This window comes from Agrobacterium sp. 22094 (genome assembly GCF_052046015.1).
Taxonomy (GTDB): Bacteria; Pseudomonadota; Alphaproteobacteria; order Rhizobiales; family Rhizobiaceae; genus Agrobacterium; species Agrobacterium cavarae.
In genome coordinates this window covers 203,324-230,081 of record NZ_JBQEPX010000005.1, presented here as the reverse complement: position 1 = coordinate 230,081, position 26,758 = coordinate 203,324, and the positions used below count along the sequence as shown (strand labels likewise).

Here is a 26,758-nt window from a genome sequence, read left to right as displayed (position 1 = left end):
CCGATCAGCCGCCAATATCAGATCCGCGTCTGGCCGGTGCCATGCACGCGGTATTTGAAGGACGTCAGTTGTTCGACGCCGACGGGCCCACGCGCATGCATCTTGCCGGTGGCAATGCCGATCTCCGCGCCCATGCCGAACTCGCCACCATCGGCAAATTGTGTGGAGGCATTGTGCAGCAGAATGGCGCTGTCGATCTCGTTGAAGAAGCGGGCAACGACCTCCGGATCTTCGGCGATCACCGCTTCGGTGTGGTTTGAGGAATAGGTGCCGATATGCTGTATCGCACCGTCGATACCATCCACCAGGGCCACAGAGATGATGGCGTCGAGATATTCCGTGCGCCAGTCCTCCTCGTTCGCCAGCTTCACGCCTCCAACGGCGTTTTGCACCTCATCCGAACCGCGTACTTCGCAGCCCGCATCCAGCAGGATTTTTACCAGGGGCTCAAGGTGGGTTGCTGCCACGGCGCGATCGACCAGCAAGGTTTCGGCAGAGCCGCAAATACCGGTGCGGCGCATTTTGGCGTTCAGAACGATCTTCTTTGCCATCTCAAGGTCGGCGGATTTGTCGACATAAACGTGGCAGATGCCTTCCAGGTGCGCAAAGACGGGCACGCGGGCTTCCGTCTGCACACGCCCTACCAGGCTTTTTCCCCCACGCGGCACGATGACATCCACCGTGCCACCGAGGCCGCCAAGCAGCAGGCCGACGGCGGCGCGATCGGTGACCGGCACGAGTTGGATCGCATGCTCTGGAAGCCCCGCGATCTTCAGACCTTCCACTAGGCAGGCATGGATAGCGCGCGATGAATGTTGCGAATCCGATCCGCCGCGCAGGATCACGGCATTGCCGGCCTTGAGGCACAGCGCACCGGCATCTGCCGTCACATTCGGGCGGCTTTCATAGATGACGCCAATGACGCCGAGAGGTGTACGAACACGCTCGATCTTCAAGCCGTTGGGACGATCCCAGGCGGCGATCACCTCACCGACGGGATCGGCAAGATTGGCAATCGCCCGGATACCTTCGGAAATGCCGGCGATGCGGGACGGATCGAGTTTCAGGCGATCGATGAAGGAGCCGGCCACGCCCGCCTGTTCCGCTGCCGCGACATCCTGTCTATTGGCATCGAGAATGCGGTCCACAGATGCATCGATGGCCGATGCCATGGCGAGAAGCGCGCGGTTCTTCTTTGCGGTCGAAGCGATGGACAACGGTCGTGAAGCAGCTTTCGCCTGAGCGCCGATATTCATCATCAGCGCATCGACAGACTGGCTTTGCTTCACGGCCTGGTCAGGCATCGACTTCATCCTTCTTTGCTTTTTTGATTTTCACGGCAGCGCCGGTCATCACCAGATCGTCACGGTGGATCATCGCCGAGCGCCCGACATAACCGAGGATCGCTTCGATCTCGTTAGACTTGTGACCATTGATGCGGCGTGCCTCGTCGGCATCGTAGCCGGCAAGTCCGCGCGCGATCTCGCGGCCTTGCGCGCCGATAATCGCAACGGCATCGCCGCGGCCGAAATTGCCCTTCACCAGTTTGACACCGGCAGGCAGCAGGCTCTTGCCCTGATGAAGCGCCTTTTCGGCACCCTCATCCACATGCATTTCGCCGGCCGGCTGAAGCTGACCTGCGATCCAGGTCTTGCGGGCTGTCACGGGCGTGCCGGAAGGCGCAAACCACGAGGAGCGCGCGCCATTCTCGATGGCTTTCAGCGGATGCAGCGTCTTGCCCGATGCGATGATCATGGCGCAACCGGCAGCCGTGGCAATCTTGCCCGCGTCGATCTTGGTGCGCATGCCGCCACGCGACAGTTCCGACGCCGCACCTCCGGCCATGGCCTCGATTTCGGGCGTGATGTCCGCGATGGTTTCGAGAAACCTGGCGTCCGGGTCGAGATGCGGAGGGGCTGTGTAGAGGCCGTCAATGTCGGAGAGCAGAACGAGCAGATCCGCACCGGTCATGGTCGCAACGCGGGCGGCCAGCCGATCATTGTCGCCGTAGCGGATCTCGGTCGTCGCCACCGTGTCGTTTTCATTGATGATCGGTGTCGCGCCGATCTTGAGCAACTGATTGATCGTCGCGCGCGCATTGAGATAGCGGCGGCGTTCTTCCGTGTCGGAAAGCGTCAGCAGGATCTGTCCCGCGACGATGTCATGCTTGGAAAGGCTTTCTGACCACGCGCGTGCCAGTGCGATCTGCCCGACGGCTGCTGCTGCCTGGCTTTCCTCCAGCTTCAGCGCGCCGGTTGGAAGATTGAGAACCGTTCGGCCAAGCGCGATCGCGCCGGAAGAAACGACCTGCACATCGGCGCCGTTCTTCTTCAGCGCCGCGATATCATCGCAGATCGCGTCCAGCCAGTCGGTCTTCAGCCCCGTCTTGCGGTCCACCAGAAGCGCGGAGCCGATCTTGATGACGATGCGATGATGGCTGCCAAGCGGTTTTCTGGCAGATGTCATAGACGGTCGTCTCCGTCCTCAAGCTCTTCGATCGGCATGGAGCGGTCGGGAAGGGCGGTCTCGCCGCCTTCGCTGGCATCGACGATCACATCGCGCAGTGCGCGCAAGGCTTCCGTCATGCCAATATGTGCGGCAGCCGAAAGAAGAAGCGGAGGACGGCCGCAGGCCTTTTCCAGTTCCTTGGCCTTCTTCTTCAGTTCCTTCTCGTCCAGCACGTCGATCTGCGAGAGGGCGACGATCTCGGGTTTGTCAGTCAGGCCGCCGCCATAGGCGTTCAGTTCCGCCTTGACGGTCTTGTAGGCCTGGCCAACCTTTTCTTCCTGCGCGGACACCAGATGAAGCAGCACGCGGGTACGCTCCACATGGCCGAGGAAGCGGTCGCCGATACCCACACCTTCATGCGCGCCTTCGATCAAGCCTGGAATATCGGCGAGAATGAATTCGCGACCGTCAATCGTGGCAACGCCGAGATTGGGGTGGAGCGTTGTGAAGGGATAGTTGGCGATCTTCGGACGAGCACGCGTCACCGTTGCCAGGAAAGTGGACTTGCCGGCATTGGGCAGACCGACGAGACCGGCATCGGCAATCAGCTTCAGGCGAAGCCAGATGGTCTTTTCTTCACCTGCAAGGCCCGGATTGGCATGCGTCGGCGCCTGATTGGTGGAGGATTTGAAATAGGCGTTGCCGAAGCCGCCATTGCCGCCCGCGGCCAAACGAAAGCGCTGGCCTTCCTTGGTCAGGTCAATGATCAGCGTCTCGTTGTCTTCTTCGAAGATCTGGGTTCCGACCGGTACCTTCAGCACCACATCCGATCCCTTGGCGCCGGTGCGGGTCTTGCCCATGCCGTGCTGGCCGATCGAGGCCTTGAAATGCTGCTGGAAACGGAAGTCGATCAGCGTGTTGAGGCCATTGACGACCTCGACCCACACGTCACCGCCGCGTCCGCCATCGCCACCATCCGGGCCGCCGAACTCGATGAACTTTTCACGCCGGAAGGAGACGGCGCCTGCGCCGCCATCGCCGGACTTGATATAGACTTTTGCTTCATCGAGAAATTTCATCGGACTGCCGTTCTGTCAGCTTGCATGCGGTCATGGCCTTGCCATCCGCGTCAAAAAGGTTCTGTCGCCTGGAATATAGCCGCTTGCCCTGAAGGTCAAAGATTATCATGGGCAAGCGCCGTTGGAACAAGGCCGGTTTGCGATAAAACCGGCCTTGTCCATCGTGTTGTGCGTTACGGTCGGACGAAGCCTTCCGCCGTCAGTTGGGTGTCGATATGCGCCACCATGGTGGCACGCGCGACCGCGTAGACCTCGCTGCATCCGGTAATGCGGAAGCCGAGCTTCTCCTGCACGTTGAGCGAGGCCGGGTTATCGGCAAAGACGCCCGAGTGCAAAATCTCGTTCGGCATGCGCCGGAAGAAGCGCTCGACGACGGCGCCAACGGCCTCCGTCATGTAGCCCTTGCCCCAGTAGAAGCGGTTCAGCCAGTAGCCGAGGTGCCATTGACCGTGACGCCGCTCTACCGACACCACGCCGATCAGGGTGTCATCACCGGTGGTGATGGCGAAATCCCAATCGGGCAGGGTGCCTGACGTCCGCAGGATCAGCCATTCCAGCGCATCCTGCTTGTAGTAGGGCGCGGGAACGCGAGCCAACATGCGGGTGACCTGAAAGTCGGCAAGCGTGTCGGCAATTGAGCCCGCATCGGTGAGCCGCTGGGGCCGGAGCACCAGCCGTTCGGTCTGGATCGTCGGGCAAGGGCCGGGCGGCGGGGTCATTTCGACGCTGCGAGGGCGCATCAGCTGAGCCGTACTCATCGAATGTCTCCCCAGCTTCTCAATGATACCCATGTCTTGCGATCCAGCCTGTACCATTCGACCGGGACCATGGCGCCCAACGCCAGCGATCCGACCATGCCGGAACCCTGCAGCTGAAACCCGCACTTTTGTATGACACGGCGAGAGCCGATATTGGTCACCCGGCACCGCGCATCGATCTGGTCGATCTCGCGGGTACGGAAGGCCATGTCGATCAGCGCGTGAGCCGCTTCGGTGGTGTAACCCCTGTTCCAGTAGGGTTCGCCCAGCCAGTAGCCCATTTCAAGGGTCTTTTCGTCTTCCTGCGGCTCCAGTCCGCAGCACCCCATGAACTCGCCATTGTCCATGCGCGTAATCGCATAGACGCACTTGCCAATCTCGCCATTTGCTGCACGGCGCACAAAATCCGCGGCGTCTTTCGCCGTGTAAGGGTGCGGCATGCGCGACACCATGGTCGCGATGTTGGCGTTGTTGGCAAGATGGGCAAGGGCGTCGATGTCTTCTTCATGGGGTTTGCGCAAGACAAGTCTTTGCGACAACAAGACGGGGCAATCGCTCCTTGACCGTTCAGGTCTTATCCGTTCTTCGGGTGACCGTGATTGGTCGACCCTCAACAATTCAGCTTGCATGGTTCAGTCCTCCGTGGAGTTAAAGAAAAAAGGGGAGTTGGGTGGTGCCCCAACTCCCCTTTTTTGTGACTGAACCTGTTACGTCTCAGCCGGGTCATTGGGACACCGGCTGCATATGACGCTTACCGGCTTATTCTGCGGCTTCCGCTTTCGGCGCTACGGACACGAATACGCGACCATTGGCCTTCGTGCGGAAGTTAACGTTGCCTGCCGTGAGTGCAAAAAGCGTATGATCTTTGCCCATGCCGACATTGGCGTCGGGATGCCACTGCGTGCCACGCTGACGAACGATAATGTTGCCTGGAATGACGGCTTCGCCGCCGAACTTCTTCACGCCAAGGCGCTTGGAGTTGGAATCGCGACCGTTACGCGAAGAACCGCCAGCTTTTTTGTGTGCCATTGGATTGCTCCTTTAAACCTAGTTTCCCGTGTCGCGCCGATTAGGCAGCAACGATGTCCGTGATACGGACGACAGTGTGATGCTGACGATGGCCGCGCGTACGCTTGGAGTTCTGACGACGACGCTTCTTGAAGGCGATGACCTTCTTGCCACGGTTGTGCTCGACAACTTCAGCCTTGACCGTTGCGCCTGCAACGAAAGGTGCACCGAACTTTGCATCAGCGCCAACGCCGACAACGAGAACTTCAGTGAATTCTACAGTTGCGCCTGCGTCTGCTTCCAGCTTTTCGATGGTCAGCACGTCGTTGGCGCTTACGCGGTACTGCTTACCGCCGGTCTTGATGACTGCGAACATTTTTTATCCTTTCATGTTCGTTCCGGCTCTGCGCTTTTGGCGCTGGCCGTCTTTTTATCAGTCGGAGTAGCGGAAATTCGTCGAGGCAAATGCCCTTGGAAACTCTGCCGGTGGACCGCTTTTTTCAAAGCGGAGTAAACGGAAGGCGCAATACGCCATCAATTTGGCTGCGAATTACGCGAGCGAGGCCTCTATGTCAAGGTTCAAAACGGCCTAAAAACGACGGCTGCGCCTAGAAAATCAGGCCTTTTGCGCGGTTGTTGCAAACAGGTCTCGAATTTTATGTCGCAAGGGTTTATATCAGCCCCACAGCAAGGAGCAGAAATGGCCCGCATAGACAGTACCGACGATTGGCGGGATCGCCACGCGCCGACAATATCAGCGTTTGAATCGCTTGCCATCGAGGCATATGGCCACCTGCCGGAAGAATTTCGTGCGCTGACGAAAGATCTGATCATCGAGATCTCGGAGTTCCCGACCGACGATGTGTTCGAGGATATGGCGCTCGAAACGCCGTTCGACCTGCTCGGCCTTTTCGAAGGCCGCGGTATTTCGGAGCGTTTCACCATGGAAACCGGCGAGATGGTCAACCGCATCACGCTCTATCGGCGCCCGATCCTGGACTACTGGGCCGAGAACGAAGAGACGCTTGGCGACATCATCACGCACGTCCTCATCCACGAAATCGGCCATCACTTCGGCCTGTCGGACGACGATATGGAGCGGATCGAGGAAAGCGCGGACGACGCGGCTGCAGATCGCGGGTGAGTGACTTACCTTGGTTGCGCGCGTGCGACAAAGCCGCAACGCCCGCTTTTTGTCATCCTCGCCCTTGAGGCGAGGATCCATAAGCCATTGACACCATTGGTAAAGGTGGATCCTCGGGTCAAGCCCGAGGATGATCGTAGACGAGGCGTCGGCCGTCACAACCGCTGTTACTGCTCACCCAGCTTCATATCAGGATGATAGTCCTTGCCCTCGACGGTCTTCGTCACCGCCTGGCCGCAATGCATGATGCCGGCTGCGGCGTTGAAGGCGTAGCTTGGTGAGCCTGCAAGTTCCCAGCCCTTGTTGAGAGCGTCGGTGACGCGGTGACAGAATTTCGCGTCGTCCGGGCCCGTGATGAAACGATAGACCTTCATGTGTTTCCTGCCTTTCTTGCGGCGATGATCTCGGCGATGGCGACAAGGCGTTCTGCACCGGCGACATGCAGCCGTTCGATCATCCGTCCGTTGATGTTGATGACGTTCAATCCCACAGATTCGGGTTTTGCGAAAGCCGCGATCGTTTCGCGCGCCTCTACAAGAGCCGCCTCATCCGGAGTGAACGCGGTGTTTGCCGACTCGATCTGCGCCGGGTGGATCAGCATCTTGCCATCAAAGCCCATGTCGCGGCCCTGCTCGCATTCCTTGGCGAAGGCATCCAGATCGCGGAAATCGTTGGAAACGCTGTCGATCACATCGAGACCGTAGGCACGGGCCGCAAGCACAACCTGCATCAGCCAAGGGACCAGATAGGTGCGCCCCGGTCTTGCCGGAACGCGGGTATCCTTGCGCAGATCGTTCAGTCCCACCACGAAGGCGCCAAGTCTCGCGGCTTTGGTGTGCGCGGCCTCGGCAATCGCTGCGGCGTTCAGGACGCCGCGTGGTGTCTCGATCATCGCCCAGATCTGCATCTCTTCCGGAGCGTCGGCTTCGTCCAGAAGGTCGGCAAGTTCATGAATGTCGGAGGGCTGCTCAACCTTGGGCAAAAGTATGGCTTGGGGGCCGCAGGTCAGCGCAGCCTCCACATCCTTAAGCCCGGTCTGCGTGGAAAGCGGATTGATGCGGATGATCGCTTCGCGGTTTGCAAGCGGTGTCTCGCGAAAGAAGGACAGGAGATTGCTGCGCGCCTCATCCTTCATGTCGGGAGCAACCGAATCTTCCAGGTCGAAGATCGCGCCATCGCAGTCAAGAGAGCTCAGCTTTTGGAGGGCGCGCAGGTTGATTGCAGGCACAGACAGCAGCGAACGGCGCGGGCGTGCAGTATTATCGACAAAAAATTCGGCCATGCCCCACTTGTGTCAATCTTTTGTTACATCTGCAAGGTCGATGACGGTGTGAAACCTCTTGCAAGCGTCAAGAAGAAGGCCCACATTCGTCTGGACAGAAAGGTTTGGACCATGCAGGGCATTCGTACATTCTTCATCGCAGCCTCCAGCATCGCAGTTCTGGCTCTCGCCGCGCTCTTCACCGCATCTCTGACGATTGCATTCGTCGGAACGCTTGCGGTTCTCAGCATCGCCAAGATGTTCTCCTCCCGCCTCAAGCCTGAGCCCATCCGCGTGAAGACGCAGGATCGCCGCCAGCAGAATATGCGCGTCTGGAATGACGGTCGCGGCACGATTATCGATCTCTGATCGGTTCGACTGACGCTTTGGCATTGTAATCCAATTATTGGCGGCGTACCGCAATGGCGTGCTTTGATCTTCAAAAGCGCGCCTTTTTGCTTTAATGGCCTTGGTTGAACGGCTGAGTGCCGGCCAGAATTTCGGAGTGAGAGATGGACAAGTTCACCAAGCTGACGGGTGTCGCCGCCCCCATGCCGGTCGTCAATGTCGACACGGACATGATCATTCCCAAGGACTACCTGAAGACCATCAAGCGCACCGGTCTTGGCAAGGGCCTGTTTGCCGAATCGCGTTATCTGGAAGATGGTTCGCCAAACCCCGATTTCGTGCTGAACAAGCCTGCCTATCAGAATGCGCAAATCCTGGTGGCTGGCGACAACTTCGGTTGCGGCTCGTCGCGCGAGCATGCACCCTGGGCGCTTCTCGATTTCGGCATTCGCTGCGTCATTTCCACCAGCTTCGCCGACATCTTCTACAGCAACTGTTTCAAGAACGGCATTCTGCCCATCGTCGTCAGCCCTGAAAACCTCGAAAAGCTCCTCGACGATGCTTCGCGCGGCTCCAACGCCGTGTTGACGATCGACCTGGAAAACCAGGAAATCAGCGGTCCCGATGGCGGGCGCATCACCTTCGAAATCGATGCCTTCAAGCGTCATTGCCTGCTGAACGGTCTGGATGATATCGGCCTGACGCTGGAACATGCCGGCGCGATCGATAGCTTCGAAAAGACCAACGCCTCCGTCCGGCCCTGGGCCTAACAGCGATCACATAATTGCAGCCGGCCAACGACAATTCTTGAACAGACTGTGAAACGAAACGACGACGTCTCGAAAGCCGGTTTGGTGCGCTACCCGTACCGAATCGGCTTTTGCTTTGCTTGAAATGCTTCAGGTCGAGCGTTAAGAAGCCCGCATCTTGCAGCCTTTCGGCGTTGCAACCCATGTTTTGACGTGCGCTTCTTTCCAAGCGCCCAAGGAGGATTTCATGACTGTGCGCTCGCTCTTCCTGTTGCCTGGCGACGGTATCGGCCCGGAGGCGATGACCGAGGTCCGCAAGCTGATCGATTATATGAACAGCGAGAAGAATGCCGGCTTCACGGTCGAGGAAGGCCTTGTTGGCGGTTGCGCTTACGATGCGCATGGCGTGGCGATTTCCGACGCTGATATGGAAAAGGCGCTGGGAGCTGACGCCATTCTGTTCGGCGCAGTCGGCGGACCGAAGTGGGATGGCGTGCCTTATGAAGTTCGTCCGGAAGCGGGCCTGCTGCGCCTGCGCAAGGATCTTGAGCTTTTCGCCAATCTCCGCCCTGCCATCTGCTATCCGGCGCTGGCTTCTGCCTCGTCGCTGAAGCCGGAGCTGGTGGAAGGTCTCGACATTCTCATCGTTCGCGAACTGACGGGTGGCGTCTATTTCGGCGAGCCGAAGCAGATCATCGATCTCGGTAATGGCCAGAAGCGCGGGATCGACACGCAGATCTACGACACCTTCGAAATCGAGCGTATCGCCAGCGTCGCCTTTGAACTGGCGCGCACACGCGGCAACCGCGTCTGCTCCATGGAAAAGCGCAACGTCATGAAGTCCGGCGTCCTGTGGAACCAGGTCGTTACCGAAACCCATGCGGCGAAGTACAAGGACGTGCAGCTGGAGCATATGCTGGCCGATGCCGGTGGCATGCAGCTGGTGCGCAAGCCCAAGCAGTTCGACGTCATTGTCACCGACAATCTCTTCGGCGACATGCTCTCCGACGTCGCCGCCATGTTGACGGGCTCGCTTGGCATGCTGCCATCCGCGTCTCTCGGTGCGCCGGATGCCAAGACCGGCAAGCGCAAGGCCATGTACGAACCTGTTCACGGTTCCGCTCCCGATATCGCCGGCCAGGGCATTGCCAACCCGATCGCAATGATCGCCTCCTTCGCCATGTGCCTGCGCTACTCCTTCAACATGGTCGATGACGCCACCAAGCTGGAAACGGCAATCGCCAATGTGCTGGAAAAGGGCATCCGCACCGCCGACATCATGGCTGCCGGCGCACGCCAGGTCAGCACGTCGGAAATGGGCGATGCGGTTCTGGCGGAATTCAAGGCTCTGTAGATACGTCTTTATGGTTCTGTCGCGCCCGAGCTTTGCTTGGGCGCGACTACAGCATCGGCCCGAAAATCAATATCGATTTTCGGACAAGCACGATGCGTCTATTCAAAAAGGTATTGCAAGCACGGGCGAACCTTGCGCTAACCGATCCGGTACGCGCATCGTCTCGCACCCTGTAGCAGGTGCTCGGTCCTTTCCACCGGTGCGCCCAGCACGGCTCTGAAAATATCGATCTCCGAACGGCAAAAGCCACGGCAGGCGGTTGCGGCGGCGCATATCGGACAATGGTTTTCGACGAGGATGAAGTGTCCATCCTCTTCCTGCCACCAGCTTGCCATATAGCCCTCGGCCACCCGCAAGGCTGAGAGCCGCGCGACACGCTCGTCCAGCGTATGGGCGCCGAGAAGTGCCGCGCCGTACACCGCCGCCGTCTTGCGTTCCCGGGCTGTAATGATCGTTTCCAGTGCATCCGCGCCAAGCTCGCTGCCGATCGCTTCGATGAGGGACACTGCGACGTCAGCATGACCATCTGGAAATTCGCGATGGCCGGCGCTGGTCAAGCGCCAACTCTGACGCGGCCGCCCCCGCCCGATTGCGGGCTCCGCAATGCTTTCCACCAACCCTTCATCGGCGAGTTTGGCAAGCTGCTGGCGCGCCGCTTCGCCCGTCAGGCCAAGAACTTCGCTGAGTGCTGACGTGGCTTTCGGGCCTTCGGTCTTCAACAGATAGAGGAGCCTGTCACGGGGAGAGGGGCGCATTTTGTCTGTCCTGCCGCTTGCTTAATTTGTCTGCGGGTGTAATTTCCAAGATATAACTTGGATAATTCCATGCCGCCGACTTTGCAACGGCCTTTTATCGGAAATTCGATCATGTCTTCTCCCGGCGCCCCTTCGTCAACCAGTCTTTGGACCCTGTTTTCCGCCCGGCATCTGGGAGCAAGCCTGATGCTCTCAGGTGGCATCGCGCTCTATGCGATCGAGACCTATGTGACGGCCACGATCATGCCGTCTGTCGTGCGCGATATTGGTGGCCTGCCCCTCTTCGCCTGGGTGACGACGCTCTACGTGACGGCCTCTGTGCTGGGGTCGGTATTTATCGCCATCCGTCCACGTGGCCTTAGCCTCAATCGGACCTATAGTGTCGGTGCAGTCCTCTTTCTCCTTGGTTCGGCGATCTGCGCTGTGGCGCCAACCATGGAGATCGTCCTTGCCGGGCGAGCCGTGCAGGGCTTCGGGGCCGGCACGTTGGCAACGCTGGGCTATGCGTTCATCCGCTATGTCTACCCAGAATCTCTGTGGAACAAGGCGACGACGCTTTATGCTGCGATCTGGGGTATCTCGACCTTCATCGGACCGACGCTCGGTGGCTTCTTCGCCGAGGGCAGCGCATGGCGACATGCTTTCGCGATCATCGTTCCCTTGGCACTCGTCATGGGACTTCTGGCGCCGTGGCTGCTGCCGGCGGGGGTGGATGACCGGACCGAGACCAAGGCGCCGCTAAAGCAGATGATCCTGCTGTCCGCTTCGCTTCTGCTGGTCAGCTTTGCGAGCACCGCCGAAGAGATTGGCGCCCGCACCTGGCTTGTGGTTTGCGCCCTCACCGCCATTGCAGCACTTCTGCTTGTCGAACGACGGGCGACGTTGCGCATTCTGCCGCGTGGCGGCACGCTTCTCTCGATGCCGATCGCGCGTGTTTATGCTGCTATGTTCATGCTCCTGGCGGCCCTGACCTGCGACATTTACATCCCGTATTTCCTCCAGAACCTGCACAACGTGCCGCCATTGATCTCGGGCTATATCGTCGCCCTTGTGGCACTCGGCTGGACGGCAGCCGCCTTCATATGCAGCGATTTCACCGGCAAGGCGATGCGCCGCTCCATCCTTGTCGGCGCCATTCTGGAAGCTGTCTGCATCGGCATGCTGGCTGTAACGCTGGCACGGCTCAATCCCGCTGGGGACTTGCTTCTGGTCAGCGCAGCCGCTTTTCTGATCTTCGGCATGGGCTTCGGCGTTGGGCTCGGTTGGGCGCATCTCGTGACCCATATTCTGCATCTCGCCGAGCCTGATGAGAAAGACAAGGCATCGGCCGGTATCACCACCGTCCAGTCTCTCGGCAGCGCTTTTGGCGCGGCTCTTTCCGGCGTGATCGTCAACAGCACCGGGCTCGTGAGCCCCGGCGGCGTCGAGGGGGCGGCATCTGCCGCGACGTGGCTCTTCATGCTCTTTGCCCTGCCAGCGGTTCTGGCGGCGTTCGCGGCCTTCTCATTGCCAGAGCCACGCTACGGAGCGCAAGCGGGTGACAATGATTGATCGATGCCGGGCCTAAGTCCTCGAAGTGATTGAGGCGACTTAATTTTTTGCGGCCTCTCCGGGCTTCGCGGAGATCGCGTGGACGGTCGGATCTTCCGGGCGTCCGATGTTCTCTCCCTTGGCAAGCAGCGGCTCGTAGCGCTTGTCGGTCAGCGTCTTGAGGAAGGCGACGATGGCATCGATGCGCTTGTCGTCGAGTGCCGGGGCGGACGTCAGTTCTTCCATGGCGATGTTGTCCGGAACCTCCGGCGCATCCCATTTCTCGCCGGTTTCCGGGTTGATCTGGCGGCTTGGCTTCTTGCTCTTGTACTTCACATAGAACAGCACGACGGTGCGCAGGTCCTTGAAGACGCCGTTGTGCATGTAAGGGCCTGTCACCGCGATATTGCGGAGCGACGGCACCTTGAACTTGCCGCGTTGTGCCGGATCGTCGCCGACCGCTGGATTTTGCGCCAGGCCGAGATCGACAGCATCCGGCTTCGAACCGTTGGCTGCGCGGGCTAGTCTGTTGGCCGGGACGCCGATGTTGAAATATTTATGGTTGGTGAAGACGCCGTCCGAGAGGCCGTGCTCACCCTTAATCGTGTGGCAGGTGTTGCAGTTGGTGAACTGCGTGGACGACATCAGCACGCGGCCGAGTTCTTCCTGATCGGTCAGCTTTTCCTCGCCGCGCAGGAAGCGATCATATTTGGAATCGAAGGTGGAAAGCGCATCGGAGCGCTCATAAGCCGCCAGCGCTTTACCCATTGCGGCGAAGGCTTGCTCGTCGTTCTCGAATACGTTTGGTCCGAAGTGGCTTGCAAAGGCGGTGACGTAGTCGGGATTTTCCTTCAGCCGCTTCACGACGCTCGACTTGTCGGCCATCCCCATTTCGATTGGGTTCAGCGGCGGACCGCCGGCCTGATCTTCCAGCGTGGCGGCACGTCCATCCCAGAACTGGCCGCCAACATAGTTTCCTTCGGCGTCCTTGCCGAAGGGCGGGGAGAATTTGGCGTAAGTTGCCGTCGGCGCGTTGCGATCTCCCAGCGACTTGCCATCATCGCCAAGCGAGACCGCATGGCCTGCCTTTTCCGTATCGCGAATGTCGGTGAAGCCATTGGCAGAGGTGTGGCAGGTGGAACAGGACATCGTCCGGTTCATCGACAGATTGGCGTCGTGAAACAGCGCCTCGCCGAGTTTTTCGACGGTTGGGTAGTCGGTGCCGCCATGGGCAGTTCCGCCAAGACCCATCGTCACGGGAAGGAGGATCAATGCCGAAGCGGCAAGAAAATGAGAGAATTGCCTGACCATGTCAGAGCCGCCGAAAATGATGAAACCGGTGGCTCTATACCATCTTCTTGACGCCGCGCACAGAAACTTTCTTCAAGGTCTCCACTTTGACGCAGGCGCCTGTTTCGGCCTCAGACGTCGAAGTAATCCTCGAAGGATTCCGGGAAGCTCTGGCGCGCCAAGCGCTCGTCGATCACGAGCATCGCCTCATAGGAAAGCGGATCGAAATTCTTCTCGGCGGGGAGAACTTCACGCCCGAAGAGCAGGCTGAGGCGGGCGGCATCGAGATTGCCGCGCTCGAAGGGTTCAGCGCCGAAATGGTGCCAAAGCGCATGCAGGAAGGCCGCATCGATACGATGTTCCGGCGTGCCGGGACGTGCCTTGCGCGGCAGTTGCTTGATGGGAGTAACGCCGCGCGGATTGGCGCGGCGTATGGTGAACTGGACGCCTGTGCCCGGCATGCCGGATGGAAAACCACGGTGTTTGGTCATGTCGGGCAGGTTCGCCATTTCGTCTATCCTTCAGCTCTTGCCGATCTTGTCCTGCGTCTTGGTGTCGAAATCGGACGCATCGTGACGCTCATGTAGCTGTTCTGAGGGATCACCGGAAGCCTTGTTGACCATACGACCACGTTTGACGGCGGGACGCTCGGCAATTTCATCGGCCCAGCGCTTCACATTCTTGTAGCTTGCTGCTTCCAGGAACACTTCCGCCTTCGGATAGGATTGTCCGCGCGCCAGGTTGCCATACCAGGGCCAGATGGCGATATCGGCGATCGAATATTCATCGCCGGCCATGTAGCGGTTTTCGGCCAGATGGCGATCGAGCACATCCATCTGGCGCTTGGCCTCCATGGCAAAACGGTCGATGGCGTATTTGATGTGGATTGGCGCATAGGCGTAGAAGTGGCCGAAGCCGCCGCCGAAGAAGGGGGCAGAACCCATCTGCCAGAACAGCCAGTTCAGCGCTTCGGTGCGGGCCTTGTGCTCCTTCGGCAGGAAGGCGCCGAATTTTTCCGCGAGATAGAGAAGGATCGAGCCGCTTTCGAAAACGCGCGTCGGTTCCGGTGTGGAATGATCGACCATGACCGGGATTTTTGAATTCGGATTGGCAGCAACGAAGCCAGAACCGAATTGGTCGCCATCGCCGATCTTGATCAGCCAGGCGTCATATTCCGCACCGGAATGGCCGGCGGCCAGGAGCTCTTCCAGCAGGATGCCGACCTTCTGACCATTCGGTGTCGCCAGCGAATAGAGCTGCAGCGGATGCTTTCCGACCGGCAGTTCCTTCTCATGGGTCGGGCCGGCAATCGGTCGGTTGATATTGGCAAACGCGCCGCCATTACCCTTTTCCCACTGCCAGACCTCTGGCGGCTGATAGCCTGCGGGAAAGTTGTTTTCGGGAGACTTTTCGGTCATGAAGATCCGTCCTTATTCCAGATGTGGTTCCAGGTGGGGGATGCTGTGTTTCAGCAATATAGGAAATGCAAAGCCGTTCCTCCACTCCCGCGACAGACGGAACACCAGCCTCCGGAAAAAGAACCTGCTAAGCCTTTGCGATCGCGTGGAAAAATGTTCCGCTGACAAGACCACGCCTTCCGCCGGATGGCCCAAGCGGCTTGCCGAGACCATCGGCAATTTCGGCGAAGGGCTGATCGATGCCGGCGTCGATGACGCTGGCATAATGGAACTCGTGTCCGCGCAGAACATCGCCGGCCTGGCCAAGCGGGCCGGTCTCGGCGATCTTGGCCTGACGGTAACCGAGGTTCATCTTCCGCTTGGCAAAGCTGGTGGCGTGCGAGAGTAGCCCGGTCATGGCGTGCGTCACGCCGTTCGCGTCCTCCAGCGCTTCTCCCAGCACCATGTAGCCTCCGCATTCCCCGTGCACCGGCTTCGTCTGCGAAAATTGGGCAAGCGACGCCTTGAAGCGCGATGCGGCGGCCAACTGTCCGGCGAAAAGCTCCGGATAACCACCGGGCAGCCAGCAGATATCGCAGGACGCGTCCGGGGCTTCATCGGCAAGTGGCGAGAAGGGCAGGATCTCTGCGCCAGCCTCCCGCCATTGGCGCTTCAGATGCGGATAGAGGAAGGTGAAGGCGGCGTCTTCGGCCAATGCAATGCGCTGTCCGGGCGGGGCAATTCCCGCTTCGACCGACCCTTCCGCCAAATCGATGGGCGTTGCCAGAGCCAGCAGCGCATCGAGATCGATGGCGCGCTCCATCGTATCGGCCAGTCTTTCGATATGGGCGTCGATTTCCGGGTGTTCGCTCGCCTGCACCAGACCGAGATGCCGTTCGGGCAGGGTCAGCGATGGATCGCGCATGACGCAGCCCGCCACGGGAAGGCCGATCTTTTCGATCGCCTCGGTGCAGAGCGTGCGGTGGCGTTCGCTGCCCGCGCGGTTCAGAACCACGGCTGCCATCTTCACCGCCGGATCGTAATGGGCAAAACCATGCGCCATGGCCGCCGCCGTTTGCGACTGGCCCGAGACATCGAGGACCAGGAGGACGGGGATGTGAAAGAGCCGCGCCAGATCAGCGGCCGAGCCGGTGCGGTTGTCGGAGACGGCAATGCCATCGAAGAGGCCCATGGCGCTTTCGATCAGCAGAAGATCCGCACCGTCTGCCTGTTGGGTCAGAAGATGATGCAGCAGATCCGGCTGCATCGCCCAGCTGTCCAGGTTGAGGCCGGGCGTACCGGTTGCGACCGCATGAAAGCCGGGATCGATGTAATCCGGTCCGGTCTTGATGCCGCGCACTTTGATACCGCGGCGGGCAAAGGCGCGCAACAGGCCGATGGTGACGCTGGTCTTGCCGGAGCCGGAGCGGGGCGCGCCGATAATGATGGCTTTTGCGGTCATGGCAGAATTCTAAACTCCGGGCGCGCTTTTGATCGTGCAGTTGGTCTGTTGTTTACCGATGACGGCTCACGCTGCAAGGTCTATAGGACATTCATGGAAACGGATGGCAAAAACCTTCGGCGTGGCTGGACCACCGGCACCTGCGCTGCCGCAGCGACGAAGGCCGCCTGTCAGGCGCTTTTGACCGGGTCCTTCCCTGATCTTGTCGATGTCGAACTTCCAAACGGGTCTCGACCGGTCTTTGTTCTCGCGACGGAGGAAAAGGGCGACGGGTTCGCCCGCGCGGGCATCGTCAAGGATGCCGGCGACGATCCGGATGTGACCCATGGCGCGCTGATCGAAAGCACGCTGCGCAGAACGGAGAAGGGAAGCGGCATCAGCTTCAAGGCGGGCAAGGGCGTGGGGATTGTCACCCGGCCCGGTCTGCCGCTTTCGGTGGGAGAGCCCGCGATCAATCCCGTTCCGCGCCAGATGATCCTTGCTGCGATCCATGAGGTGGCAGGGGCCGAGGCCGATTTCGAGGTGGAAATCTCCGTGCGTGACGGGGAGACGCTGGCGGAAAAGACTTTGAATGGTCGTCTCGGCATTGTTGGTGGCCTCTCCATCCTCGGAACGACCGGTATCGTTATCCCCTTTTCCTGTTCGGCCTGGATTCACTCGATCTGGCGGGGCATCGATGTGGCACGGGCAGAGCAGCTTCCCCACCTGCTGGGCGCTACTGGGAATGCGTCGGAAAAGGCGGGGCAGGCGTTTTACGGGCTGCCCGAGACCGCGCTGATCGACATGGGCGATTTTATTGGCGGCATGCTCAAATATCTGAAGAGCCATCCGGTTCCCAGAGTGACGGTGGCGGGCGGGGTAGCGAAGATGACCAAGCTGGCGCAGGGCATGCTGGACGTCCATTCCAAGCGCGGGCTGGCGGATCTGGAAGCGTTGGCAAAGCTTGCCGAAGAGGCGGGCGCGACAAGCGAACTTTTCACCGCCATCCGCAATGCCAATATGGTGGCGCATGCCTTTCAGCTGGCTGAGGCGGCCGGGATCGATCTGGGGAATATTGTGGCGCAGAAAGCCTGGGCTACGGCTGCAGCCGCACTTGGCCGGGACGATATCGCGCTAGACATCCTTGTCTTCGACCGCGATGGCAATCTCAAAGGGCGCACCGCGCCGACGCCATCAAATCGAGCGGCCCCCAATTCAGAGGCGCCGATCGGCTAAAGTCTCGTTAAGGCACCAGACCGAAGATCACCGCTGCGACGAATGCAAAGCAGATGCCGACGAGCGCTGTATGGATCGATGCCTGCCAGCCGCGATGCGGCGCGGTTGACGGCGTGAAATCTCTTGCTTTTCCTGCTTTGGAATAAGACATCGCACCCTCCTGTTCGTCCAAAAATCGGTACCGCCGATCTGCGGGATAGTGACGCTGAGAATATCGCTATTCTCTAGTGTTCCAGTAGAGATAAATTTCCATAAGATTGGGCTTGTGGGGAAAATACTGGTCGTGACTTGCCTCCCAACAAGGTCCGATCTACCGCATTCACGATTCCTTAACGTCCGAGCGGTGTTTCGGTTCAATGGGTAGAAGGTGGGAAAGACGCGTGGCGGATATCGATGCGATCATCATAGGGGCGGGTGTTATCGGCCTTGCGGTCGGGAGGGCGCTCGCGCTTCAGGGCCAATCCGTTATCGTATTGGAAAAGGAAGCCGAATTCGGCAGCGCGACCTCCTCTCGCAATAGCGAGGTCATTCATGCCGGGCTCTATTATCCGCAAGGCAGCCTGAAGGCGCGGCTCTGCGTGGAGGGGCGACAGCGGCTCTATGACTATTGCGAAAGTCATGGCGTCGCGCATCGCCGGTGCGGCAAGCTGATCGTGGCGACCGCTGAGGCAGAAATTCCTCTCATCGAAGACCTACAGCGGCGAGGTCTCGACAATGGTTGCGAGGCGCTGGATCTGATCAGTGCGTCCGAGGCCCGGCGTCTGGAACCGGCACTCTCCTGCAAGGCGGCATTGTCGTCACCGATGACCGGCATCATCGATAGCCATGGCTACATGCTGGCGCTGCTCGGCGATATGGAAGATGCGGGCGGCAGCCTGGCTTACAGGGCGCCGTTCCTGCGCGCGGTCGTGGAAGAGGAAAGCTTCCGGGTCTTCGTCGGCGGGAGCGAGCCGGTGGAATTGACCTGCCGAACGCTCATCAATGCGGGAGGGCTGGTTGCGCCACAGATTGCCGGCGCAGTCGAAGGACTGCCTTCGGCACATGTTCCTGAAGCCTATTATGCCAAGGGCTCCTATTTCTCGCTGAAAGGCAGAGCGCCATTTTCGCGACTCATCTATCCGGCACCCCATGCCCATGGCCTCGGCGTGCATCTGACGCTCGATATTGCCGGACAGGCGCGTTTCGGTCCGGATATCGAGTGGATCGAGCGTATCGATTACGCCGTCGATCCGAAACGGTCTGCGGGCTTTGACGAGGCGATCCGCCGATACTGGCCAGGTCTGCCGGATGACGCGCTCCAGCCTGCCTATTCCGGCATCAGGCCCAAGATTTCCGGACCTTCAGAGCCCGCGATGGATTTCCGCATCGACGGACCGGAGCGGCATGGCGTTTCCGGCCTCGTCAATCTTTTCGGTATCGAGAGCCCCGGTTTGACGGCATCGCTGGCAATTGCGGGTGAGGTTGTTTCGAGACTGGCCGAATAGCGCGTCTCAAACCGCCACGTTAGATTGCCGTGGGTCCTTCGGCCTACGCTTTAGTCGCCCGTGTACTGAGCGTCGGTCACTTGCTCCATCCAGTCCACGACCTTGCCGTCCTTCACTTCCTGGATGGCGATATGGGTCATGGCGGTTTGTGGCGATGCGCCGTGCCAGTGCTTCTCACCAGGTGAGAACCAGACGACATCGCCAGGAGCGATCTTTTCGATCGGGCCACCTTCGCGCTGCACCAGGCCCGATCCGGATGTGACGATCAGTGTCTGACCAAGCGGATGGGTATGCCAAGCTGTGCGGGCACCGGGTTCGAACGTCACCTGCGCGCCCTGCACGCGCTCTGCATCATGCGGATTGAACAGTGGATCGATGCGGACCGTTCCGGTGAAATAGTCGGCAGGGCCTTTGCCCGATGGTTTCGTGCCAGCGCGGGTGATTTCCATGATCATGTTCCTCGTCTCGTTGAACGCTTGAAGATCAGGCGTATTTCGACAGCGCGTCCGCCATGATGGCACTATCGACATTGCCGCCGGATGCCACGGCGATCACGGTATCGGTGTCAAGCTCATTTCCGTGGAACAGCGCAGCTGCCAGTGCCACGGCACCACCCGGTTCCACTACGATTTTCAGGCGCTGGAAGGCGAGCACCATGGCCCGCAGCGCCTCTTCTTCGGTCACGGCTATACCAGCACCACAAAGGCGCTTGAGGATCGGAAAGGTAATGTTGCCGGGCTGCGGCGTGATGATCGCGTCGCAGATGGAGCCGCTGAGGGCCGCGTTTCTCTCGATCTTTCCCGAGGCGAGCGAACGCGCAACATCATCGAAATGCTCCGGTTCTGCGGTACGAACCTTCAGGCCCGGGGCCCTGGCTTCCAAGGCAAGCGCGACACCCGATGTCAGCCCGCCGCCACCGCAGCAAACCAGCACCTCTGCCTTGTCGATACCGGCCTCCCGCGCCTGTTCGGCAATCTCCAGCCCGACCGTTCCCTGGCCTGCGATCACCAGCGGTTCGTCATAGGGGCGGATCAAGGTCAGGCCGCGTTCTTCGGACAGCGTCGCGCCGATTGCGTCACGATCTTCATTGGCGCGATCATAGAGCACGACCTCGGCGCCATAGGCTCTGGTGTTTTCGATTTTGATCTTCGGTGCATCGCGCGGCATGATGATGACGGCGGGTACACCGTGAAGACTTGCCGCCAGTGCGACGCCCTGGGCGTGATTGCCGGAGGAAAAGGCGATGACGCCGCGCTTTCGCACCTCTGGTTCCAGTGCCGAGACCGCCGACCAGCCGCCACGAAACTTGAAGGAGCCGGTGCGCTGCAGGCATTCCGGCTTGATCAGGACCTTGCGGCCGGCAATCTCGTCAAGAAAGGGAGAAGACATCAAGGGGGTGCGGATTGCCTCGCCGTTCATACGCTGGCGGGCGGCTTCGATCATCGCAATATCGGTCATCATCGTCTCACGTCATTCCAGATGGTGCCTACCATAGGGCCAAATGCAGCGACGTGAAGCCAAAAAAATCCCCGGACGAAGCCGGGGATTTTCGTCTCTGCCTGTTGATTAGGCCAGCGTGTAGGCCGTCTTCACCGTGGTGAAGAACTCGATGGCATATTTGCCCTGCTCACGTGGGCCGAAGGAGGATGCCTTGCGGCCACCAAACGGCACGTGGAAGTCGACGCCAGCGGTCGGCAGGTTGACCATGACCATGCCGGCCTCAGCGTTGCGCTTGAAGTGCGTTGCGTGCTTCAGGCTGGTGGTGGCGATGCCCGAAGACAGGCCGAAAGGCGTGTCATTGGCAACGGCCAGAGCCTCGTCGTAATCCTTGACGCGGATGACGGAGGCGACCGGTCCAAAGATTTCCTCACGTGAGATGCGCATATCGTTGGTGGCTTCGGTGAACAGCGTTGGCTGCAGGAAGAAGCCGGGGGTTTCGCGCTTCAGCACTTCGCCGCCGAAGGCGAGCTTGGCGCCTTCCTTCTTGCCGATTTCGATATAGTCGCAATCCTGCTTCAACTGCTTTTCATCGACGACCGGTCCGACATGGGTGTCCTTCGACATCGCATTGCCGACATTGATCTTGGCCAGACGCTCGGAAAGTGCTGCCACGAACTTGTCGTGGATGCCTTCGGTGACGATGATGCGCGAAGAGGCGGTGCAACGCTGTCCGGTGGAGTAGAAGCCGGAATTTGCGGCCGCTTCGACGGCAACGCCAAGGTCTGCGTCATCGAGAACGACGAAGGGGTTCTTGCCGCCCATTTCCAGCTGGAACTTGCGGTTGAATGGCAGCGAGGACGCGGCAACGCGCTGGCCGGTGCCGGTGGAGCCGGTAAACGTGATGCCAGCGAGATCCGGGCTGTCGAGCATCGCCTGACCGACGACGGAGCCGCGACCCATGACGAGGTTCAGAACGCCCTTCGGCAGGCCTGCGCGGTGCAGGATATCGACGATCGCCCAGGCGCAACCGGGAACGAGGTCAGCAGGCTTGAAGACGATGGTGTTGCCGTAGCAAAGCGCCGGTGCAATCTTCCAGGCCGGAATGGCGATCGGGAAGTTCCAAGGCGTGATGATGCCGATGACGCCAAGCGGTTCGCGGGTGACTTCAACGCCGATGTTCGGGCGAGTCGACGGAATGACTTCGCCTGCCAGGCGCAGTGCTTCGCCGGCAAAGAAATCGAAAATCTGGGCGGCGCGGATGGTCTCGCCGATGCCTTCGGCCAGAACCTTGCCTTCTTCGCGGGCGAGAAGCGCGCCAAGCTCTTCTTTGCGGGCGAGGATTTCATCGGCGGTCTTCTTCAGGATAGCGTGACGCTCGAGAATGCCGGAGCGCGACCAGGCCGGGAAAGCGGCCTTGGCAGCGGCAATCGCCTGCTTGGCGTCTTCAGCGGAAGCCTGTGCGTATAGGCCAACGACTTCGTTGGTGTCAGAAGGATTGATGTTCTTCGACGTTTCGGATCCGATCCATTCGCCGCCGATAAGGTTTTGGTGAATTGTCATTGGTGCACTCCCTGTAATAGCTTTAATTTTCAGTGCTCGGGCAGCGTGGGGGCGAAGCCCTGCTCCTTCGCGTTGTCCGCCGCGGCAGAGCGCCCGACGAGGTCGGCGGTGACCCTATGTCATGTCATGCCATCGCGAAAGGTATTCGGGCGTCTAATTGTATGATTTTTTAAGTCAGTCTTGGTGCTCGCGTTTGTTCAGTCTTTCCAGATGCAGCAACAGGCCGCTATGGTCGATATCGGCACCGCCATTGCCGACGAAGGCATCGAAAGCGCGGGTCACTTCTTCCGTCAGCGGCAGCGCCAGATCGAGATCCTTGGCGGTGGCAAGAACGCCGTTCAGATCCTTCAACTGGAATTTGGAGGGACCGCCGGGCACGAAGTTGCGCTTGACCATGCGCTCGCCATGCAGTTCGAGAATGCGGCTTTCGGCAAAGCCGCCACGGATGGCGTTGCGGAACCCTTCGCGCGATGCGCCACCGGCTTCGACCAGCATCATCGCTTCCGCCACTGCGCCGATGGTGATGGCAACGATCTGCTGATTGGCGAGCTTGCACAGTTGGCCTGCACCGGATGGTCCCACATAGGTCAGGCGACCCATGGCGGAAAAGACATCGCCGAGACTTGTCACCATTGCCTCATCGCCACCGGCCATGATTGCCAGCGTCCCGGCAGTTGCGCCCGGCACGCCGCCGGAAACCGGTGCGTCCACATGGGCAATACCAAGCGCTTTCAGCTTTTGCGAATGGTCACGAGCGATCGGCGGGGCAATGGAGCTGCTATCGATGACGACGGCGCCTTTTTCCAGCGCCTCGGCAACACCCATGTCGAATAGCACATTGCCAACGGCATTGCCATCGCTCAGCATGGTGATGACGATGTCGGCACCTTTCGCCGCGTCAGCAGGGGAGGCGGCAAGAACCGCCCCATGCTCCACCAGCGCCTGCGCTTTCTCCACACTGCGGTTCCAGACGCGCACCGTAAAGCCGGCTTTCAACAGGTTGCGGGCCATGGGCCCGCCCATCAGGCCGGTGCCGATAAAGGCGATGGTGCGCGCTTGTTTGCCCGACTCCGTCATTTCAGCGAACCTCCCAGCTCGTCTTCGATATGAACCTTGATGATCTCTTCAAAATTCGTCTCGGCTGTAAAGCCCAATTCGCGGGCGCGGGTGGCCTCGAAGCCGGGTGCCCAGCCTTCGCACATGCGCATGATCATCTCATTCGGCTCGCGGCGGATGAGGCTGACGGCCTTTTCGCCGGCGATCTTGCGCAGCGCCTCGATCTGCTCGCCCACCGTGGCGCTGAGGCCCGGCATAGAGAGGTTGCGGCGTGGACCGACCTTATTCGTATCGATCGTTGCGCCATGCAGCAGGAAGCCGACAGCCGAACGGGGCGAAGCATGCCAGTGGCGGATGGTCTCCGGCACCGGCAACACGGCTTCCTGGCCGACCAGAGGTTCACGCAAAATGTTGGAGAAGAAGCCGGAGGCGGCGGCATTCGGCTTTCCGGGGCGGATGCAGATCGTCGGCAGGCGAATGCCGATGCCTTCAAAGAAACCGCGTCTCGTATAATCGGACAGAAGCAGCTCCGAGATTGCCTTCTGCGTGCCGTAGCTGGTCAGCGGCGTGGTGTGGAAATCATCGGGGATCGGGTAAGGCAGCGGTGCGCCGAAGACGGCGATGGACGAGGTGAAGACCACCCGCGGCTTGTAGCCATCCTGGCCATTGGCAAGGCGGATCGCATCGAAGAGATAACGCGTGCCATCCAGATTGATGCGGTAGCCCTTGTCGAAATCGAGCTCTGCTTCGCCGGAAACGATGGCCGCGAGATGGAAGATCACATCCGGTCTTGTGGAGACCAGCTTTTCGGCCTCTCCGGGGGCGGAAAGATCGGCGGCGCGTGCATCGACCTTACCTTTGAAGCCAACTGGCGATTCGGGCTGAAACACATCGATCAGGGTGAATGCCTCGATGTCCTTGCCGTTCAGCCTTCCTTCGCGAACCAGCCTTTCGGTCAGCTTGCGTCCTACCATTCCGGCTGCGCCGATAATCGCTACATGCATCTGGTTTCTCCTCCACCGCATCACAAAATTTGACTTGTAAGGTTGTCTGATAACCTTATATGACTGGCTTGAAAACAGTATTTTGAAAAACCGAAAAATTTAAGAGCGGAGACGCCAAAGAAGCGTCACCGCCTGGGTGGAGGCGAGGGGGCATATGCTCAAGGTTCATGCGCAATCACGCGAGGAGTTGCAGGCTTCTTTGAAGGCCGGTCTTGGCGAGGGGCTGGTGCTGACGGACGCGGCAGAAATGGTCCGCTACTGCCGCGACTGGCATGGCGATGTCTCAAGCAGTGCCGTTGCCGTCATTCGCCCACGCACTGTGGAAGACGTTGCCGTGACCGTGCGGCTCTGCGCAGAGCTTGGCCTCGCCATTGTCCCCCAGGGCGGCAATACCGGTCTCGTTCTTGGTGGCGTGCCCGATGCGCCGGATCACCAGATCGTTCTCAGCCTAGAGCGCATGAATGCGATCCGCGCCATCGATACGGATGATTTTTCCGCCGTGGTGGAGGCTGGCTGCATCCTGTCGGAGTTCAAGGATGCGGTGCAGGAAAAGGGCATGTTCTTCCCGTTGTCTCTTGGTGCGCAAGGATCCTGCCGCATCGGCGGCAACGTTTCGACCAATGCCGGCGGCATCAATGTGCTGCGCTATGGCATGACGCGCGAATTGGTGCTCGGTCTCGAAGTTGTTCTTGCGGATGGGACGATTTGGAACGGGCTGTCGACGCTTCGCAAGGACAATCGCGGCATCGATCTCAAGCAGCTTTTCATCGGCGCGGAAGGAACGCTTGGCATCATCACCGCCGTCTCTGTCAAGCTCTATCCCAACCCCGAGCATGTCGAGACCGCGCTTCTCGGATTGAACTCGCTCGATGATGCGATCAAGCTTTATCGTCGCGCGCGGCGTGAGTGCTGCGATCTGATGTCGGCTTTCGAGTTCATGCCGCCGGTCGCCTTCACGCTTGCCATGGAAGCCATTCCGGATCTGAAAATGCCGATCGCTGGCGATTATGCCGCCTATGTGCTGATGGAAATTTCAGGCTCTGGTCTGGTCGATACCAGCGATCTGATGAGCCGCTTTCTCGAAGGCGTGATGGAAGACGGGCTGGTGCTCGATGGCGTCATTGCCTCTTCGCGCGCGCAGGCGCAATCACTCTGGCTTTTCCGCGAGGGCATGAATGAGGGCCAGGCGCTGCGCGGCGCCCATATGCGCACCGATATCTCCGTGCCGCTGTCGCGTCTTGCCGAATTCGTTGCAGAAGCGGAGGCGGCACTGGCCAAGGATCTGCCGGAATGCCTCGCGGTATCCTACGGTCATGTGGGAGACGGCAATGTGCATCTCAACGTGCTTCCGCCCAATGGCAGCACGCGTGAGGAACGGGATCACTACATTTACAAGGCCAAGGTCATCGTCAATGCGGTGCTGGACCGTTACGCCGGCAGCATCAGTGCCGAGCACGGAATCGGCCGCTTGAAGCGGGGGGATTTCGAAAGCCGTCTCGGCCCCGTCCAGCGGGAGATGATCGAGCGGCTGAAAGCCGCCTTCGATCCGAAGCTTCGCATGAATCCCGGTTGCCAGCTTGCCCTACAAGCGGCTAGCTAGAAGAATGAAAGTGCGCCGTCCTTCGGCGTTCATGTCCACCAGGAGCCATCATGACGCTGGAGTTCAGCCAGATTCACCGCACCGATCATCTTCCTGGCCGGATCGCCGCGGAGATCGCGCGTGAGATCAATGATGGAAAGTTGAAAGCCGGCGACAAGCTGCCGACCGAGCATGCGCTGTCCAAGACGTTTGGCGTCAGCCGTTCGGTGGTGCGCGAGGCCATCGCCCAGCTTCGCAACGAGGGTGCGGTCGAAACACGTCAGGGGGTCGGAGCCTTCGTCAGCGATCCGCGCCACCGCGTATCGATCCGTATCGAGCGCTCCAAGCTGACCGATCCCGATAAATTCCGCGATCTCTTCCAATTGCGTCTGCCGTTGGAAATCGAGGCTGCCGGTCTTGCCGCCGTCAACCGCACGCCGGAGCAGTTGAGCCGGCTGGAAGCGGCGCTCAACAATATGCGCAATGCGCCGGATTGGGACAAGGACGGTATTCCTGCCGATCTCGATTTTCATCGCACCTTGGCAGAGGCGACGCAGAACGATTATTTCTCGATGTTTCTCGGCTTTATCGCCGAGCGGATCAGCTCGGCGATAAAGGTTGCCTTTTCACGCGCGGTCTTCGGCGAAATCCTGGAAACCACCATCCAGGAGCATGTGCCGATCTACGAGGCCATTGCTGCGTCCGATGCTGCAGCCGCACGCGCCGCCATGCGCGCCCATCTGGTGGGTGCCGCAAAACGCTTGAATCTCGAGATGGAAATCTACGAATAGGCCTTTCGCGCCGGCGCGATTGGTCCTGCCCACAACGGGCTGTAAA

29 protein-coding genes are annotated in these 26,758 nt (G+C 59.9%); 9 read left to right on the top strand and 20 right to left on the bottom strand.

All coding sequences use genetic code 11. The annotated features are described in order from the left end of the window. Positions 1-17 precede the first annotated feature (17 nt). The 7 genes from ACTJK5_RS19975 to rplU form a co-directional block, all read right to left on the bottom strand. The gene (locus tag ACTJK5_RS19975) at positions 18-1,304 is read right to left on the bottom strand and encodes a glutamate-5-semialdehyde dehydrogenase (RefSeq protein WP_440613081.1); all 1,287 of its coding nucleotides are present in this window, start codon (positions 1,302-1,304) and stop codon (positions 18-20) included. Beyond that, complete coding sequence (gene proB, locus ACTJK5_RS19970; protein WP_440613080.1) at positions 1,297-2,466, bottom strand: glutamate 5-kinase; 1,170 nt, start codon at positions 2,464-2,466, stop codon at positions 1,297-1,299. The genes ACTJK5_RS19975 and proB overlap by 8 nt, the downstream gene beginning before the upstream one ends. Further along, entirely contained in the window at positions 2,463-3,527 is a 1,065-nt protein-coding gene (obgE, locus tag ACTJK5_RS19965) for a GTPase ObgE (RefSeq protein WP_440613079.1), read from the bottom strand. Before obgE ends, proB begins: the two co-directional genes overlap by 4 nt. Positions 3,528-3,700: 173 nt before the next feature. Then, positions 3,701-4,285 (bottom strand): GNAT family N-acetyltransferase, encoded by a 585-nt coding sequence (locus ACTJK5_RS19960; RefSeq protein ID WP_440613078.1) that lies wholly within the window; start codon positions 4,283-4,285, stop codon positions 3,701-3,703. Next, positions 4,282-4,914, bottom strand: coding sequence for a GNAT family N-acetyltransferase (locus tag ACTJK5_RS19955; RefSeq protein WP_440613077.1), 633 nt, complete (start codon positions 4,912-4,914; stop codon positions 4,282-4,284). The genes ACTJK5_RS19960 and ACTJK5_RS19955 overlap by 4 nt, the downstream gene beginning before the upstream one ends. Before the next feature lie 130 nt (positions 4,915-5,044). Further along, positions 5,045-5,314, bottom strand: coding sequence for a 50S ribosomal protein L27 (gene rpmA, locus ACTJK5_RS19950; RefSeq protein WP_062424761.1), 270 nt, complete (start codon positions 5,312-5,314; stop codon positions 5,045-5,047). 40 nt (positions 5,315-5,354) lie between these two features. Beyond that, positions 5,355-5,669 carry a 50S ribosomal protein L21 gene (rplU, locus tag ACTJK5_RS19945; RefSeq protein ID WP_062424762.1) on the bottom strand — a complete coding sequence of 105 codons (315 nt, stop codon included), beginning with the start codon at positions 5,667-5,669 and terminating at the stop codon, positions 5,355-5,357. Between the two features lie 324 nt (positions 5,670-5,993). Between rplU and ACTJK5_RS19940 the strand changes: the two genes are divergently transcribed. After that, entirely contained in the window at positions 5,994-6,437 is a 444-nt protein-coding gene (locus ACTJK5_RS19940; protein WP_062424763.1) for a metallopeptidase family protein, read from the top strand. Between the two features lie 167 nt (positions 6,438-6,604). On the opposite strand, the gene ACTJK5_RS19935 is transcribed toward ACTJK5_RS19940, so the two are convergent. After that, the gene (locus ACTJK5_RS19935; protein WP_062424764.1) at positions 6,605-6,811 is read right to left on the bottom strand and encodes a DUF1737 domain-containing protein; all 207 of its coding nucleotides are present in this window, start codon (positions 6,809-6,811) and stop codon (positions 6,605-6,607) included. After that, complete coding sequence (locus tag ACTJK5_RS19930; RefSeq protein WP_113259565.1) at positions 6,808-7,719, bottom strand: HpcH/HpaI aldolase/citrate lyase family protein; 912 nt, start codon at positions 7,717-7,719, stop codon at positions 6,808-6,810. The genes ACTJK5_RS19935 and ACTJK5_RS19930 overlap by 4 nt, the downstream gene beginning before the upstream one ends. A gap of 111 nt (positions 7,720-7,830) precedes the next feature. On the opposite strand from ACTJK5_RS19930, the gene ACTJK5_RS19925 reads away from it, so the two are divergent. From ACTJK5_RS19925 to leuB, 3 genes are all read left to right on the top strand, one after another. Further along, positions 7,831-8,067, top strand: a complete 237-nt coding sequence (locus ACTJK5_RS19925; protein WP_062424811.1) for a hypothetical protein — start codon at positions 7,831-7,833, stop codon at positions 8,065-8,067. A 143-nt stretch (positions 8,068-8,210) separates the two neighbouring features. Then, positions 8,211-8,816, top strand: coding sequence for a 3-isopropylmalate dehydratase small subunit (gene leuD / locus ACTJK5_RS19920; protein WP_062597426.1), 606 nt, complete (start codon positions 8,211-8,213; stop codon positions 8,814-8,816). Between the two features lie 226 nt (positions 8,817-9,042). After that, on the top strand, positions 9,043-10,149 hold the full coding sequence (gene leuB, locus ACTJK5_RS19915) for a 3-isopropylmalate dehydrogenase (RefSeq protein WP_113259710.1): 1,107 nt from the start codon (positions 9,043-9,045) through the stop codon (positions 10,147-10,149). Between the two features lie 137 nt (positions 10,150-10,286). Here the strand turns inward: leuB and ACTJK5_RS19910 are convergent, their stop codons facing one another. Continuing rightward, a complete protein-coding gene (locus tag ACTJK5_RS19910; protein WP_113259560.1) occupies positions 10,287-10,904 on the bottom strand; it encodes a helix-turn-helix transcriptional regulator in 618 nt (205 codons plus the stop codon). 111 nt (positions 10,905-11,015) lie between these two features. Between ACTJK5_RS19910 and ACTJK5_RS19905 the strand changes: the two genes are divergently transcribed. After that, entirely contained in the window at positions 11,016-12,455 is a 1,440-nt protein-coding gene (locus ACTJK5_RS19905; protein WP_113259709.1) for an MFS transporter, read from the top strand. Positions 12,456-12,494: 39 nt separating this feature from the next. On the opposite strand, the gene ACTJK5_RS19900 is transcribed toward ACTJK5_RS19905, so the two are convergent. The 4 genes from ACTJK5_RS19900 to ACTJK5_RS19885 all read right to left on the bottom strand — a co-directional run bounded on the left by ACTJK5_RS19900 (position 12,495) and on the right by ACTJK5_RS19885 (position 16,583). Next, entirely contained in the window at positions 12,495-13,745 is a 1,251-nt protein-coding gene (locus ACTJK5_RS19900) for a cytochrome-c peroxidase (protein WP_440613076.1), read from the bottom strand. Between the two features lie 110 nt (positions 13,746-13,855). Continuing rightward, on the bottom strand, positions 13,856-14,233 hold the full coding sequence (locus ACTJK5_RS19895; RefSeq protein ID WP_062424770.1) for a hypothetical protein: 378 nt from the start codon (positions 14,231-14,233) through the stop codon (positions 13,856-13,858). Between the two features lie 12 nt (positions 14,234-14,245). Further along, complete coding sequence (gene yghU, locus ACTJK5_RS19890) at positions 14,246-15,142, bottom strand: glutathione-dependent disulfide-bond oxidoreductase (RefSeq protein ID WP_062424771.1); 897 nt, start codon at positions 15,140-15,142, stop codon at positions 14,246-14,248. A gap of 127 nt (positions 15,143-15,269) precedes the next feature. Further along, entirely contained in the window at positions 15,270-16,583 is a 1,314-nt protein-coding gene (locus ACTJK5_RS19885) for a cobyrinate a,c-diamide synthase (RefSeq protein WP_440613075.1), read from the bottom strand. Between the two features lie 93 nt (positions 16,584-16,676). Between ACTJK5_RS19885 and ACTJK5_RS19880 the strand changes: the two genes are divergently transcribed. Then, a complete protein-coding gene (locus ACTJK5_RS19880) occupies positions 16,677-17,798 on the top strand; it encodes a cobalt-precorrin-5B (C(1))-methyltransferase (protein WP_440613074.1) in 1,122 nt (373 codons plus the stop codon). Between the two features lie 7 nt (positions 17,799-17,805). Here ACTJK5_RS19880 and ACTJK5_RS19875 read toward each other — a convergent pair whose 3' ends face one another. Further along, positions 17,806-17,949 (bottom strand): hypothetical protein, encoded by a 144-nt coding sequence (locus ACTJK5_RS19875; protein ID WP_165457044.1) that lies wholly within the window; start codon positions 17,947-17,949, stop codon positions 17,806-17,808. A gap of 229 nt (positions 17,950-18,178) precedes the next feature. On the opposite strand from ACTJK5_RS19875, the gene ACTJK5_RS19870 reads away from it, so the two are divergent. Then, positions 18,179-19,282: an NAD(P)/FAD-dependent oxidoreductase gene (locus ACTJK5_RS19870; RefSeq protein ID WP_440613073.1), complete on the top strand. Its 1,104-nt coding sequence runs from the start codon at positions 18,179-18,181 to the stop codon at positions 19,280-19,282. A 50-nt stretch (positions 19,283-19,332) separates the two neighbouring features. On the opposite strand, the gene ACTJK5_RS19865 is transcribed toward ACTJK5_RS19870, so the two are convergent. From ACTJK5_RS19865 to denD, 5 genes are all read right to left on the bottom strand, one after another. Continuing rightward, positions 19,333-19,731, bottom strand: a complete 399-nt coding sequence (locus tag ACTJK5_RS19865) for a (R)-mandelonitrile lyase (RefSeq protein WP_062597518.1) — start codon at positions 19,729-19,731, stop codon at positions 19,333-19,335. 34 nt (positions 19,732-19,765) lie between these two features. After that, a complete protein-coding gene (locus ACTJK5_RS19860) occupies positions 19,766-20,740 on the bottom strand; it encodes a threonine ammonia-lyase (protein WP_343108018.1) in 975 nt (324 codons plus the stop codon). A gap of 108 nt (positions 20,741-20,848) precedes the next feature. After that, the gene (locus ACTJK5_RS19855; protein WP_440613072.1) at positions 20,849-22,282 is read right to left on the bottom strand and encodes an aldehyde dehydrogenase family protein; all 1,434 of its coding nucleotides are present in this window, start codon (positions 22,280-22,282) and stop codon (positions 20,849-20,851) included. Positions 22,283-22,456: 174 nt separating this feature from the next. Continuing rightward, positions 22,457-23,359 (bottom strand): NAD(P)-dependent oxidoreductase, encoded by a 903-nt coding sequence (locus tag ACTJK5_RS19850; RefSeq protein WP_440613071.1) that lies wholly within the window; start codon positions 23,357-23,359, stop codon positions 22,457-22,459. After that, on the bottom strand, positions 23,356-24,342 hold the full coding sequence (gene denD / locus ACTJK5_RS19845; RefSeq protein ID WP_440613070.1) for a D-erythronate dehydrogenase: 987 nt from the start codon (positions 24,340-24,342) through the stop codon (positions 23,356-23,358). The genes ACTJK5_RS19850 and denD overlap by 4 nt, the downstream gene beginning before the upstream one ends. Before the next feature lie 154 nt (positions 24,343-24,496). Between denD and ACTJK5_RS19840 the strand changes: the two genes are divergently transcribed. Both ACTJK5_RS19840 and ACTJK5_RS19835 read left to right on the top strand, forming a co-directional pair. Beyond that, the gene (locus ACTJK5_RS19840; protein ID WP_440613069.1) at positions 24,497-25,942 is read left to right on the top strand and encodes an FAD-binding oxidoreductase; all 1,446 of its coding nucleotides are present in this window, start codon (positions 24,497-24,499) and stop codon (positions 25,940-25,942) included. Between the two features lie 50 nt (positions 25,943-25,992). Further along, positions 25,993-26,712, top strand: coding sequence for a FadR/GntR family transcriptional regulator (locus ACTJK5_RS19835; RefSeq protein WP_062424780.1), 720 nt, complete (start codon positions 25,993-25,995; stop codon positions 26,710-26,712). Positions 26,713-26,758 lie beyond the last annotated feature (46 nt).